12 protein-coding genes are annotated in these 13418 nt (G+C 71.2%); 3 read left to right on the plus strand and 9 right to left on the minus strand.

Annotated elements, in window-relative coordinates:
• Positions 1–10: 10 nt before the first annotated feature.
• From araA to araB, 3 genes are read right to left on the minus strand one after another with little or no spacing between them, the layout of a single operon-like run.
• On the minus strand, positions 11–1528 hold the full coding sequence (gene araA, locus GPA03_RS16165; RefSeq protein ID WP_156253067.1) for an L-arabinose isomerase: 1518 nt from the start codon (positions 1526–1528) through the stop codon (positions 11–13).
• Entirely contained in the window at positions 1525–2280 is a 756-nt protein-coding gene (locus GPA03_RS16170; RefSeq protein ID WP_156253068.1) for an L-ribulose-5-phosphate 4-epimerase, read from the minus strand. The genes araA and GPA03_RS16170 overlap by 4 nt, the downstream gene beginning before the upstream one ends.
• Positions 2281–4005: a ribulokinase gene (araB, locus tag GPA03_RS16175; protein WP_156253069.1), complete on the minus strand. Its 1725-nt coding sequence runs from the start codon at positions 4003–4005 to the stop codon at positions 2281–2283.
• Between the two features lie 120 nt (positions 4006–4125).
• Here araB and GPA03_RS16180 point away from each other — a divergent pair, with 120 nt between their 5' ends.
• Positions 4126–4416 (plus strand): DUF4287 domain-containing protein, encoded by a 291-nt coding sequence (locus GPA03_RS16180; RefSeq protein WP_156253070.1) that lies wholly within the window; start codon positions 4126–4128, stop codon positions 4414–4416.
• Here GPA03_RS16180 and GPA03_RS16185 read toward each other — a convergent pair.
• Positions 4413–5087: a pyridoxamine 5'-phosphate oxidase family protein gene (locus tag GPA03_RS16185; protein WP_156253071.1), complete on the minus strand. Its 675-nt coding sequence runs from the start codon at positions 5085–5087 to the stop codon at positions 4413–4415. The two genes, GPA03_RS16180 and GPA03_RS16185, sit on opposite strands and share 4 nt — an antisense overlap.
• A 77-nt stretch (positions 5088–5164) precedes the next feature.
• Between GPA03_RS16185 and pdxR the strand changes: the two genes are divergently transcribed.
• Positions 5165–6505 (plus strand): MocR-like pyridoxine biosynthesis transcription factor PdxR, encoded by a 1341-nt coding sequence (gene pdxR, locus GPA03_RS16190; RefSeq protein WP_156253072.1) that lies wholly within the window; start codon positions 5165–5167, stop codon positions 6503–6505.
• Here the strand turns inward: pdxR and GPA03_RS16195 are convergent.
• The 4 genes from GPA03_RS16195 to GPA03_RS16210 form a co-directional block, all read right to left on the minus strand.
• The gene (locus tag GPA03_RS16195) at positions 6492–7019 is read right to left on the minus strand and encodes a DinB family protein (RefSeq protein ID WP_156253073.1); all 528 of its coding nucleotides are present in this window, start codon (positions 7017–7019) and stop codon (positions 6492–6494) included. The two genes, pdxR and GPA03_RS16195, sit on opposite strands and share 14 nt — an antisense overlap.
• Entirely contained in the window at positions 7016–8041 is a 1026-nt protein-coding gene (locus GPA03_RS16200; protein ID WP_241681343.1) for a LacI family DNA-binding transcriptional regulator, read from the minus strand. Before GPA03_RS16200 ends, GPA03_RS16195 begins: the two co-directional genes overlap by 4 nt.
• Positions 8042–8115: 74 nt before the next feature.
• On the minus strand, positions 8116–9786 hold the full coding sequence (locus tag GPA03_RS16205; protein ID WP_156253074.1) for an ABC-F family ATP-binding cassette domain-containing protein: 1671 nt from the start codon (positions 9784–9786) through the stop codon (positions 8116–8118).
• 150 nt (positions 9787–9936) lie between these two features.
• Positions 9937–10557 carry a TetR/AcrR family transcriptional regulator gene (locus GPA03_RS16210; RefSeq protein ID WP_156253075.1) on the minus strand — a complete coding sequence of 207 codons (621 nt, stop codon included), beginning with the start codon at positions 10555–10557 and terminating at the stop codon, positions 9937–9939.
• 105 nt (positions 10558–10662) lie between these two features.
• On the opposite strand from GPA03_RS16210, the gene GPA03_RS16215 reads away from it, so the two are divergent.
• Positions 10663–11910 carry an FAD-dependent oxidoreductase gene (locus tag GPA03_RS16215; protein WP_156253076.1) on the plus strand — a complete coding sequence of 416 codons (1248 nt, stop codon included), beginning with the start codon at positions 10663–10665 and terminating at the stop codon, positions 11908–11910.
• Between the two features lie 96 nt (positions 11911–12006).
• On the opposite strand, the gene GPA03_RS16220 is transcribed toward GPA03_RS16215, so the two are convergent.
• Positions 12007–13221 carry a hypothetical protein gene (locus GPA03_RS16220; RefSeq protein ID WP_156253077.1) on the minus strand — a complete coding sequence of 405 codons (1215 nt, stop codon included), beginning with the start codon at positions 13219–13221 and terminating at the stop codon, positions 12007–12009.
• Between the last annotated feature and the right edge of the window lie 197 nt (positions 13222–13418).

Here is a 13418-nt window from a genome sequence, read left to right on the forward strand (position 1 = left end):
GCGGGGTCGGCTACAGGCCCTGGGCCAGCCGGTGGTAGGCAGCGTTCCAGCGCAGCTCCTTCGCGAAGCCGCGCACCGTGGTGTCCTCGTCGATGATCGCGAGCTCGACCTCGGCGATGTCGGCGAAGTCCTCCCAGACCTCCCGGCCGATCGCGGTGCTCAGCACCGAGTGGTGGGCACCGCCGGCGGTGAGCCACGCCGTCGCCGAGGTGGTGAAGTCGGGGCGCGGCACCCACACGGCACGCGCGACCGGCAGCCGGGGCAGCTCGGCGTCGGGCGGCACGATGTCCACGAGGTTGGCCGTGAGCCGGAACCGCTCCCGCAGGTCGGACATGGCCACGACGATGCCCTCGCCGGGGTCGGTGTCGAACACCATCCGGACCGGGTCCTCGCGGTCACCGATACCGAGCGGGTGGATCTCCACGCGCGGCTTCGAGGTGGTCAGCGTGGGGCAGATCTCGAGCATGTGGGCGCCGAGGATCTTCTCCTTGCCGGGCGTCAGCTCGTAGGTGTAGTCCTCCATCAGCGAGGCACCACCGGGCAGACCGTGGCCCATCACCTTGGCGGCCCGCACCAGCAGGGCGGTCTTCCAGTCGCCCTCCGCGCCGAAACCGTAGCCGTCGGCCATCAGGCGCTGCACGGCGAGCCCGGGGAGCTGCCGGAGCCCGCCCAGGTCCTCGAACGTCGTCGTGAAGGCGGTCGCGTCGACCTCCTCGAGGAAGGAGCGCATACCGATCTCCTGCGCCGCGGCGTAGCGCAGGGACTCGTGCCGCTCGCCACCGGCCCGCAGCTCGGGGACGACGTCGTACAGCTCCTCGTACTCGGCCACCAGGGCGTCGATCTGCTCGGGCGCCGCGGCGTCGACCCGCTCCACGAGCTCGTTGACACCCCAGGTGTTGACGGCGACGCCGAAGCGCACCTCGGCCTCGGTCTTGTCGCCCTCGGTCACGGCCACGAAGCGCATGTTGTCGCCGAAGCGGGCGAGGGTCGCGCCGCGCAGCGAAGCCCAGCCGGCGGCCGCGCGCGACCACCGACCGACCTGCGCCTGCACGCTCGGGCTGCTCGCGTGCCCGACCACGATCTTGCGCGGCACGGACATCCGCGCGGCGATGTACCCGAACTCCCGGTCGCCGTGAGCGGCCTGGTTGAGGTTCATGAAGTCCATGTCGATGTCGGCCCACGGCAGCTCGACGTTCGCCTGCGTGTGCAGGTGCAGCAGCGGCGTGGCGAGCGCGTCCAGCCCGGTGATCCACATCTTCGCGGGGCTGAAGGTGTGCATCCACACGATGACGCCGATGCAGGAGTCGTCGGCGTTGGCCTCGAGCGCGACCCGGCGGATGGTGGCGGCATCCTTCAGCACCGGCTTCCACACGATCTCGACCGGGATGTCGTCGCTGCCCTGCAGGTGCGCGGCGACGGCCCGGGACTGCTCCGCCACCTGCGCGAGCGTCTCCTCGCCGTAGAGGTCCTGGCTGCCGGTGAGGAACCAGATCTGGCGACCGGCGAATGGCTCGGTGGGGTTGTTCACTGCGCGTTCTCCTGGTCCTTCTGCCCGACGGCGGAGCCGCCTTGGCCGTAGACGTTCTGATAGCGGTCGAAAAGTGAGTCGATGTGATGCTGCGCGATCGGCACCGGGTCGCCGAGCTGCCGTGCGATGTGCACCGTGCGCGCGACCTCCTCGCACATGACGGCGGCCTTCACCGCGTCGCGTGCGTCCTTGCCGATCGTGAAGGGTCCGTGGTTCGCCATCAGCACGGCGCGGCTGCGGGAGCCCTTCAACGTCTCGACGATGCCACGCCCGATCGAGTCGTCACCGATGATCGCGAACGGCCCCACGGGGATCTCGCCGCCGTACTCGTCGGCCATCATCGTGAGCACGCACGGGATCGGCTCGTGCCGGGCGGCCCAGGCGGTCGCGTAGGTCGAGTGGGTGTGCACCACACCCCCGACCTCGGGCATGTGCTCGTAGACGTAGGCGGCGGCCGCGGTGTCCGAGCTGGGCACCAGGTGCTCCGGGGTGCCGTCGTCGATCTTGGCGCCGTCGAGCGTGCACACCACCATCGTCTCAGCGGTCAGCTCGTCGTAGGAGACACCCGAGGGCTTGATGACGAACAGCCCGCCCACCGAGTCGGACCCGGGCACCCGTTCGCTGACGTTGCCGGCGGTCCAGACCACGAGCTCGTAGCGGGTGAGCTCGGCGTGCAGGGCCGCGACCCGCTCCCGGGTGGCCTGTACCCGCTGCTGCAGGTCGGCGGGCAGCTCGGACAGGACGACAGGCATCTAGGCGATCTCCTCGGTGGGGGCGAGCTCGGGCGCGGCGGGGGCCGAGCCCGCGGCGTGCACCTCGCGGCGGATCGCCTTGAGGCGGTGCATGACGTCGTTGCCGCCACGGCCGAAGTAGTCGTACAGGGTGCTGTACTCGGCGAACAGCCGGTCGTAGGCGTCGGCGGCCTCCGGGTCCGGCGTGTAGGCCGCCTCGACCCGGCCACCCATCACCGGGGCCGCGGCGCGGACGCTCTCGTAGTACCCGGCGGCGACCGCGGCATGGATCGCCGATCCGAGCGCCGGCCCCTGCTCCGAGACGATCGTGGACAGCGGCAGGCGGGTCACGTCGGAGTACATCTGCATGAGGAAGGAGTTCTTCAGCAACCCACCGGCCACCACCAGCTCGGACACCGGCACGCCGGCGTTCACGTACGCCTCGACGATGACCCGGGTGCCGAACGCCGTCGACTCCAGCAGCGCGCGGTAGATGTCCTCGGGGCGGGTGGTGAGCGTCTGCCCGAGCACCAGCCCGGACAGCTCGTGGTCCACGAGGACCGAGCGGTTCCCGGAGTGCCAGTCGAGCGCGACCAGCCCGTGCGCGCCGATGGCCTGGGCGCTGGCGAGCTCGGTCAGGTACTCGTGCAGGTTCTGGCCCTTCGCGGCGGCCGCCTCGGCGTATGCGCCCGGCACGCCGGTGGAGACGAACCACGCGAAGATGTCGCCGACGCCGGACTGGCCGGCCTCGTAGCCATAGCTGCCGGCGACGATCCCGCCGTCGACGACCCCGCACATGCCCGGCACCTCGGCGAGCACGTCGCTGCTGATCACGTGGCACGTCGAGGTGCCCATGATCAGGGTCATCTGGCCGTTCTCGGCCGCGTTCGCGGCAGGCGCGCTCACGTGCGCGTCGACGTTGCCGACCGCCACCGCGATGCCTTCGGGCAGCCCGGTCCACCCGGCAGCCTCGGCCGAGAGCGTGCCGGCAACAGATCCGAGCTGGCCGATCGGGGCGCCGTCGAGCTTGTCCTTGACGAACCCGACGAAGTCAGGGTTCAGGGCGGCGAGGAAGTCGTCGCTCGGGTAGGAGCCATCCTGGTAGATGCCCTTGTAGCCGAGCGTGCAGGCGTTGCGGACGTAGGTGCCGCACAGCTGCCAGACGATCCAGTCGGCGGCCTCGACCCACTGCTCGGTGGCGTCGTAGATCTCGCGATCCTCCTCGAGGAGCTGCAGGCCCTTGGCGAACTGCCACTCGCTCGAGATCAGCCCGCCGTAGCGGGGCAGCCATGACTCGCCGCGCTCGCGTGCGAGCTCGTTGATGCGGTCGGCCTGCCCCTGCGCGGCATGGTGCTTCCACAGCTTCACGTACGCGTGCGGACGGTCGGCGAACTGCGGCAGCTCGCACAGCGGGGTGCCGTCGGCGAGCGTCGGAACCACCGTGCAGGCGGTGAAGTCGGTGCCGATCCCGACGACGTCGGCCGGGTCCACGCCCGCAGCCCTGATGGCAGCCGGCACGGCCTCCTGGAGGACCTCCACGTAGTCGGAGGGAACCTGCAGCGCCCACTCGGGCGGCAGCGGCTCGTCGTCGTGCGCCGTCAGGGTGCGGTCCATCACGGCGTGGCGGTACTCGTGCACCGCGCTGCCCAGCTCGGCTCCATCCGCGACGCGCACCACGACGGCCCTACCGGAGAGGGTGCCGTAGTCCACGCCGACGACGAGCGCTCGGTCGGCGTCGACAGTCATAGCTCGATGTTAGCGTTCACATCGCCTCGGCGCATCTCCTTGTGCACGGCGATCTCCTCGCGCAGGCGATGACGTAGGGCGCCGCTACCCTGTGGATCCTTCACGAGACGGAGGTTCCGCATGTCCTTCCAGGCCTACCTCGACGCCGTCGAGGCCAAGACCGGGCACACCCCGCGCGAGCTGATCGCCCTGGCCCGCGAGCGCGGGTTCGACGAGTCCACCAAGGCCGCTCCGATCCTGGAGTGGCTCAAGGAGGACTACGGCCTGGGCCGCGGCCACGGCATGGCGATGGTGCACGTCATCACCAAGGGTGACGCCATCTCGGACAAGCACGTGGACAGCGGCGGCACGCACTCCGACCCCTCGAGCCGCCTGTGGCTCGACGGCAAGGCGAGCAACCCCCTCGCCTAGCGGCCCAGGCCCTCGGCGCGGCGGCGGATGTCGGCAGGCACAGCAGCGGCGGTGTCCGGCGCGGGCAGCGGGGCGTCGGTGACCCGGCGCACGGGGATCACGCCGGCCCACACGGACGGGTCGACGTCGGCCGGGTCGTCCACCGGGTCGCCGGCACGGACCTTCATCGACGCCTCACGCAGCGGTACCGCGAGCGCCGCGGTGGCCGCGAGCTCCTTGCGGGTGCTGGCGCGCAGCGTCACGGACCGCCCCGGGATCATGTGGTCGACCGTGAGGTCGAGGGCCCTGGCCTTCTCGTCCGGGTCGCTCACCACTCGCGCCTGCCCGATCACGACGGCGGAGCGGTAGTTCATCGAGTGATGGAACCCGGAGCGCGCGGCCACCAGGCCGTCGACCTCGGTGACGGTCACGCACACGGTCCGCCCCTCGGCGCTGGTGAGCCAGCGCGCGGCGACAGACCCGTGGATGTAGAGGGTGCCGCCGTCGTCGGGGCCTGCGAGGTCGATCGCGAACGCGACCGGCAGCACCAGCGGGTGGTCGCCGACGTCCACGCCGAGGTGGGCGATCAGCGCCTCCTCCAGGAACTGGTGGAGCTCGGCGCCGTCGGTGCGGGCGCGCGCCTTGCCGCGGACGATCGTGGTGCGGGGGGTCGGTGAGAGTGTGGTGGTCACCCCTCGAGACTGAGGCGATAGTGGCTTACCGACAACGGCCAAAGCTCGTACAGTTGGGCAGGCCACTTGGAGGTGAGATGAGTACGTTGCCGCTCACGCTCGACCGCTCGGCCGACACCTCGCTCAGCGCTCAGCTGAGCAGCCAGATCCGCACCCGGATCCTCGAGGAGACCCTCCGCGAGGGGGACCGCCTCCCCAGCACCCGAGCACTGGCGAGCGAGCTGGGCACGGCGCGCTCCGTCGTCGAGCAGGCGTACTCCCAGCTGGTGGCAGAAGGATGGCTCACGGGCAGGCACGGATCCGGCACGTTCGCCGCCTCCCCCGGGCTGCCGCGCTCGAGCTCACCGGCGCCCGTGCGCCGCCCACCTGCGCCGGCGCCGGTCCTGCTCGACGCCGGCACCCCCTTCATCGACCCCCGGCACGCGGCCGGCTGGCGCCGCGCTTGGCGCGAGGTCTCGACGGCGACGCCACCCCGTGGCTACGACGACCCCCGGGGCATCCCCGAGCTGCGCCGACTGCTCGCGGACCGCCTCGCCCACACGCGCGGGCTGCGCTGCGACCCCGAGCAGGTCATCGTCACGGCCGGCACCACGGATGGGCTGCGGCAGCTGTTGGGGGTACTACCGCCCGGTGCGTTCGGAGTCGAGGACCCGGGGTACCGGTCGGCGGTCGCGACCGCGCACATGGCAGGCCGCGAGGTTCGTGACCTGCCGGCGGCGGACCCCGGCGGCTGGGACCTCGCCGGGCTGGCCGCCGCGTACACCACGCCCGCGCACCAGCACCCGCTCGGCCACGTGATGACCGCCTCGCAGCGGCTCGACCTGCTCGAGCGGGCGCGGCGTTCGGGAACCCTGATCATCGAGGACGACTACGACTCGGAGTTCCGCTACGACGTCGCCCCGATCCCCGCGCTCGCCTCGCTCGCGCCCGAGCAGGTGGGCTACCTGGGGACGGCCGCGAAATCGGTGGGACCCAGCATGCGCGTCGGCTGGCTGGTGGCACCGGCGGAGCTCACCGACCGGGTCAACGCCCGCCGCCTCGCCACCCATGACGCCGTGCCCTGGCCGGTGCAGCGGGCATTCGTCGCCCTGATCCGCGACGGCTATCTCGATCGCGTGATCCGCAGCGCCCGGCGTGTCTACGCCGAGCGCGCACGCAGGGTGAGCGAGACGCTCTCGCCGTACGCGACGCCGTCGAGCCCGTCGCCCGCCGGGATGTACACGACCTGGCTGCTGCCGCAGCGGGAGGCGGTCCGCGCTCGCGAGGCCGCGCTCGCGGCCGGGTACCAGGTCAACCTGCTGGCCGACTACTGCCGCTCCGCCGAGCTCACCGGGCTGCTCGTGGGAGTCGGGGGCGTGACCGATGCCCAGCTGGACGAGGCGCTCGCCGCGCTGGTGGCGGGCCTCACTCGCCCGTGACGCCGTCGATCGACTCGCGCAGCAGATCGGCATGGCCCGCGTGCCGCGCGTACTCCTCGATCATGTGGACCAGGACCCACCGGACGTTCACCGCCGGCTCGGGGCGCCGCTCCATCGTGTCGAGATCGCCGTGGCGCAGGATGTCGCGCAGATGCGCTCGCGACTGCTCGACGGCGGCGCGCCATCGCTCCTTGATGGTCGCCTCGTCGAGATCGTCGGCCGCGTGCCAGTCCCATTCCGGGTCGGCGTCCCAGTCGACATCGTTCCACGGTGGCGCCGGCGGCCGTCCTGCCAGCCGGCAGCCGAACCAGAAGTCCTCGACGTACGCGAGATGGTGCAGCATCCCGCCCAGGCTCATGCTCGACGGCGGGAGTCGCCGTCGGAGCCCCCCGTCGTCGAGGCCGTCGGTCTTCCAAGCGAGCGTGGCGCGCAGGAAGTCGAGGAACTGCACGAGGGTGTCGAGCTCGCCGGCGGCGTTCTCGGGCTCGGGGCGGCCGTGCTCGTCGGTCGTCATGATGTCCGCGGCGCCGCGGTGGACGCACGCGGCACCAGCGTCGGTGGCAGCCGGCGCGGTAGCGCGTCGCCGCCGGCGATCACCTCGACCAGAGCACCGAGCGCAGCGGCGCCGAGCGCCCGGAGGTCCTGCTTGACCGTGGTCAGCGGCGGGTAGAAGTTGGCCGAGCCCTCGAGGTCGTCGAACCCGATGACCGAGACGTCGTCGGGCACGCGCACCCCGGCTTCGGCGAACGCGCGGAGCACCCCGAGAGCGGTGAGGTCGTTGGCGGCGAACACGGCGGTGGGGAGATCGTCGAGGAGCGATCGGCCCAGCTCGTATCCGCGCTCGGAGCTCCAGTCGCCCACGAGGTCGGGGCGGGGTGTGACGCCCGCGGCGGCGAGCGTGGTGTGCCAGCCCTCGATGCGGGCGGCGGCGTCGTACCAGTCGGTGGGACCGGAGACGTGCACCACGTCGGTGTGCCCGAGCCCGAGCAGGTGCTCCGCAGCCAGCTGCGCGCCCCCGCGCTGGTCCACGGAGATGGTGGGGACGTCGTCGGGCGGGTCCCAGGCCGAGACCACGAGCACCGGCACCTGCGCGTTGAGGTCCTGGGCGATCTCGGCCACCTCGGCGGTGGGTGCGATCACCACCACGCCCTCGACGCCCTGCTCCACGAAGGCGGCGGCGATCTCGGAGTGCAGCCCGGGCTCCGGCTCGGGTGCGATCGCGACAGTCACGAAGTAGCTCGCCGCGCGTGCCGCCTGCTCGAGCGCGCCGAGCGTGCCCGCGGGACCGGACCGTGACGACCCGCTGGCCACGATCCCGATCAGGCCGGAACGCCGCGTGACGAGCGCCCGGGCCGAGAGATTGCGCCGGTACCCGAGCTGCTCGATCGCGGCGAGCACGCGCTCGCGCGTGGCAGGCCGCACCGAGGCGTGGTCGTTGAGCACGCGCGACACCGTCTGGTGCGAGACCCCCGCCAAGCGCGCCACATCGGTCATGCCGGGCCGCCGCCCGTTGGTCCCGTTCGCTTCGCTGCTCATCGAGAGGAACACTAGCGACGACACACCGGTGGGCAGCCCGACCCCAGCCCGGAGCCTGCCCCTACCCCCTTCAGCTATCGCGCGCCCGGGGCGGGAGCGAGGGTCACCGAGTCGCCGGTCCAACGGTCGCGCAACCAGCGGTCGTGCGAGGCCACCACGACGGCGCCCGGCCAGTCCTGCAGGCCCGCCATCAGCTCGTCGGCGAGGGCCAGCGAGATGTGGTTGGTGGGCTCGTCCAGAAGCAGCACGTCCGGGCGCTGGGTCACCAGCATCGCGAGGACGACACGCCGTCGGGTACCGACCGAGAGCTCTCCCACGGGCCGGTCGAGATCGCGCGGAGCGAGCAGCCCGTGGCTCTCGACGGCGGTGCGATCCCCGGGCAGGGCGTCTCGCCCCTCGGCTGCGGCGAGGAGGGTGCGGGGGGTACGCCGCTCGTCGTCGAGGCCGAGATCCTGCTCGAGGAGGCCGATCCGGACGCCGCGGGCTGAGCTGAGGGTGCCGCTGTCGGGATGCAGGTCGCCCGCGAGGAGGTGCAGCAGCGTCGACTTGCCGGATCCGTTCGGACCGGCGACGAGGACGCGGGCGCCAGCGGCGATCTCGATCCGCGGAGCGCCGGCCGCGTCCATGTCCAGCCGCCCTGCGAGGGTGACGTGGTGCGCCCAGGCCAGCAGGCCGCCGTCGGGCACAGGCCCGGTGGGCGGCTCGAATCGCAGCGGCGGGCGCGGCTTGCGGACCTGGTCTCGCTCGAGGGCCTCGAGTCGGCCAGCCGCGTCCCGGACCCGGCGCGAGACGGTCCCTTCGACCCGCGCCCCCTTGAAGTTGTAGATGAACTTGTCGTTGTCGCGCGGTCCGCGGTCCGGTGCAACCTCGCGTGCTGTGACCGCGACCGTGTGGCGCAGCTCCCTCAGCTCGGCCTGCTCCCGCTCGTAGCGCTCCTCCCAGCGGATGCGGTCGATGCGGCGTTGCTCGAGGTAGTCGGAGTAGCGGCCGCCGTAGACGGTCGGCGGCGGCTCGGGGCTGGCGCCGGGATCGAGATCGACGATCTCGGTGGCGACCTGCTCGAGGAACGTGCGGTCGTGACTGGCGAGCAGCACGGCCCCGTCGAGGGTGCTGAGCTCGGCGGCGAGGAAGTCGGCGGCGTCGTCGTCGAGGTGGTTGGTCGGCTCGTCGAGAAGCAGCGCGCGAGGTCGCCGCAGCAGCAGCGCCGCCAGCCCCAGGCGGGTGCGCTGACCACCCGACATCTCGCCGACAAGGCGAGCACCGCCGTCGAGCACTGCCTCGAGGCCGAGACCCGCGAGGGTGCGCGCGGCGCGCACGTCCGCGTCCCAGACCTCGGCATGCTGTGCGGCGGCCAGGGCGCGGTCGTAGGCGCGGTTCGCGGTGGAGAGGTCGGTGGGGTTGTCGAGCGCAGCGGCAGCCCGCTCGACCTCTGCCTCGAGACGGCGCAGGTGAGCGAGCGCGTCCTCGACGACGGACGCGGCGGGAGTGGCGTCGGGATACGGGAACTCCTGGTCGAGCACGCCGAGGTCCGGCGGCCGCTGGACGGTGCCGTTGTCGGGCACGAGCGTGCCGGCGAGAACGCGCAGGAGCGTGGACTTGCCGACGCCGTTCTCGCCGACGAGCCCGGCGCGATGCCCGGGGTCGACGGTGAGCGAGACGTCGGTGAGCACGGCGCGGCCGTCGAACGAGACGGAGACGCCGTCGGCACGGAGCACGGGCGAGAGCGTGGTGGAGGGAGATGACATACAGACCTGCCTGAGGGTCGACAACGAAGGGGTCGGGGCAGGTCAGATCCACATGAGAGCCACCGTAGACGTGATCGCGGAGCGGGCCAAGGCATTTCCGGGAGGCCCGGTGGCGGCTGAGCGCACCGGGCGCTCGACCCGGCGTGTTGCTCAGTCGGTGGCGAGCATCCGCTGCACCAGGGCGAGCTGGGCGTCACCCAGCTCCTGGAGCTCCCCGGCCGAACGCTGGTCGAGCTGCGCGACGCTCCACTCGTCCAGCGCCCTGAGCGTCGCCACGATGAGGCGTAGCTGCAGGTCAGCAGGAAGGTCCTCGCGCACGGCACCAGAGCTGCGGCCGACGAGCAGCACCTGGCCGAGCCACGTCTGCAGATCGGCGAAGAAGGACTGCACGGCCCCCTGCGGCTCGCTCGGGAGGCCGTCCAGGTAGACGAGCCGGCCCAGCGCAGCGAGGGACGGTTCGCTCGTGCTGGCCTCGAGGATCTCGTGCAGCAGATCGCGGGCGGTCAGCCAGAAGTCGGCTGCGAACGCCTCGGGCGGCGGGATCGTCACGCGCCGCCCGATGCCCTCGCGGAGGGTGTCGATGACGAGGTCGAAGAGGGCCGCCTTGGAGGCGACGAGGTGGTAGAAGGAGCTCTTGCTCATGCCGCAGGCACGGACGATGCGGTTCAGCGATGCCTGCTCGTACCCGCTGCGCGCGAACTCCCGCGCCGCCTCGCGCACCAGCAGGGCGCGGCGCTCATCGGGGGTCCGGGTGGACGCGGGTGGAGCCATGGCCTCAGTCTAGCCAGCGTTGGACCGGCCGGTCCAATGGTTGTTACAGTGATTGGACCAGGCGGTCCAACGGGCTGCCGATGGCACACAGGAGGAGACGTTCACATGGCAGCACGAGCCCAGACCCTCGCCGCGCAGCTGGCGCGCGCCGCCGACGATCCGATCCGCACGCTCGTGGTCGGGGCGGGCGTGGCAGGGATGGCGGTCGCCGAGATGCTTCGGCAGCAGGGCTGGCATCCCGTCGTCGTCGATCGGGCGCGGGATGATCGTGCGCCGGGCTACATGCTGGCCCTGATGCCGATGGTCGACTCGCTCATCGCCGACCTCGGCGTCCGCGACCGGTACCTGGCCGAGAGCGTCGAGCTGAGCCGGTACCGACTCCGCGACCGCACCGGCCGCGAGGTGCGCACCGACTCGCTGGCCGCTGTCGTCGATCGATACGGCGACTATCGCGGCATCAGCCGCAGCAGCCTGCAGGAGGTGCTCTCCGCGAGCGGTGGCGAGGTGACGTTCGAGACCACGGTGGCGGCACTCGTGGAGCACCCCGAAGGGGTGCAGGTGCGCTTGCGCACGGCCGAGACCGAGACCATTCACGACTTCGATCTCGTGATCGTCGCGGACGGCATCCGCTCGACGACCCGCGATCTGATCCCGGGCAGCGGGCCGCTCGAGAAGGTCGACACCGGATGGGGCGGCTGGGTCGCATGGGCGGAGCCCACGGATGACGACGAGCCTGACCTCGGCGAGGAGATCTGGGGAGCGGGCTTCCTGCTCGGCACCTATCCCGTGAAGGGTGCGATCGGGGCGATCCTCTGCGGCCCTGCCGAGGACCTCGCCGCCGGGCCGCAGGACTTCGTGCGGCACGTGCGCAGCCAGCTCAGGACGTCGAGCCCGCGCATCGAGAGCGCGCTCGCGGCCGTGACCGCCGAGCCCGACCCGTACTACTGGCCGCTCGACGACGCCCGCACCGCTCGCTGGACGACGGCGCACACCGTGCTGCTCGGCGACGCGGCAGCCGGCTTCCTGCCCACGGCCGGCATCGGCGCCGGCATGGCGATGGAGTCGGCGTGGGTGCTGGCGCGGATGCTCGCACACGCGCCCGAGGTGGGGCTCGCGGCGCTGCTCGCCGAGTACGAGCGCGTGCAGAAGCCGCGGGTGGAGGCCGCACAGGGAAACTCGCGAGAGCTCGCGCGCCTCATGTTCCGCCGCAGCCGCACGCTCGCCGTGGTGCGAGCGTGGGTGATGCGGGCCATGAGCGTCACGGTGGCGCTGGGTCCGATCGTGCGGCTGCTGCAGAACCCGCCGGACCCTGAGCGCGCCGTGGCCGAGACCGAGGTTCGGGCGGCGCGCTAGCTAGTTGCGCATGACCTTCGCGCTGCGAAACCCCTCGCGACGACCTGCTCCGCGGCCTGTGGATACGCTCGACCGACCGCCCTCCCCGCTGACGGATCAGGCGACTCGGAGCTGCTCGGTGTAGAAGGAGTGCTCCCCAGTCTCATCACGCCAGTAGACAAGTGTGGGCGCAGCTTCTCGTGCTGCTGCCGGCTGCTCCAACGAGCGCAGTGTCTGCTTCGCCGAATGGATGAGCGAGTCGAAGTCCTTCATGATGCCCAACTCGTTCTCCATCGTGGAAACGTAAGCATCCTTCAACGCCTTGAGCTTCCGTTCCGCGGCGGCCCCACGCCCGCCGATGAACTCAGGAAGGACACGCTCTGCCCACTTCATGTCGTTGAGCTGCGTCTCTCGCTCGCGAATGGCCTCCCGCAGAACGTCGGAGCGGTTGAGCAGCTGCTGCCAGAACTCGGTGACGGCGCCGATCTTCTCCTTCAGCTGTTCCACTGATGAGCTGACCGACTTGGGGTGCTCCTGCATGTCGACGCAGACACGCAGGTAGGAGACCCGAAGATCGAGGAAAGATGCGAGCATCGCACTGTGGGCGTCATAGTTCGCTCGACGAACGTCGGCGATCTCGTCGACCTGAGCGGCCGAGTGGGAGTCGACGAGGTACCGGAACCGCCCGGCCAGCCTCCGCACGTCGTGTTCTGCCAGCGCCAACCGGACCAGCATGTCTATGGAGAAAGAACCCTCGCGTTCGTATCGCTGGTACACCTCGTCGACAATGTTGGATGCAGTCAGCAGCTCTCCGACATGGGTTGCCTCAGATCTGGCGATCGCCGTGTCCAGGGTGCTCTTGATGGTGTCGAGCTTTCGATCCACCTGCTGAAACTGCTGCAGCATGACAACCGTGGTCAGTGCTTGCATCGCCATCATCGGGGCCAGGACGGGCAACGCGCTCGGTATCGCGATGAAGGGCGCTTGGGCAACGATGCCATTCACCCCCATGACCGCGCTCCCGACGCCTCCGCCCAGCTGCATGAGCGTCGCCGGATCGGCCGTCGCCATGTACAGAGTCGACGACAAGGATGCGGACAGGGCTGTCCCAGCGCCCGAAGCCCCGGCGACGGCCATCGACAGCACTCCTTGAGGAGACATCGCCTTGGCATCGCTGACGTAGCTGCCAGTTGTCAGATGGAGGCGCTGGAGACTCGAGACCATGAGGTCCCGCAGCTGGCCTTCGAACTCGAAGACGGCGATCTCGGAGTCGCCGGCCTCGAACAGCCGCACCGGGACCTTCTCACGGTTGTTGTCATCCGGGGTCGCCATGCCGATCCTTCCGAGTCCAGGTGCGCCGACGCTGACCGCGGTGGTCAGCAGGTGGCCGACGCGATCCTACTGTCCGCCCTCCCTACGCCCGGTGTGCGACCAGCGTCGCCCGCGCGCTCGAGGGTCAGCGCCGACCGCGGCCCAGAGTCGGTAGCCCACCAGAGACGGTCCGCACGCTCGTCGATGCCCCGAACTCC

Origin of the sequence: Pseudactinotalea terrae, assembly GCF_009733845.1 — a bacterium.
GTDB classification, from domain to species: domain Bacteria; phylum Actinomycetota; class Actinomycetes; order Actinomycetales; family Beutenbergiaceae; genus Pseudactinotalea; species Pseudactinotalea terrae.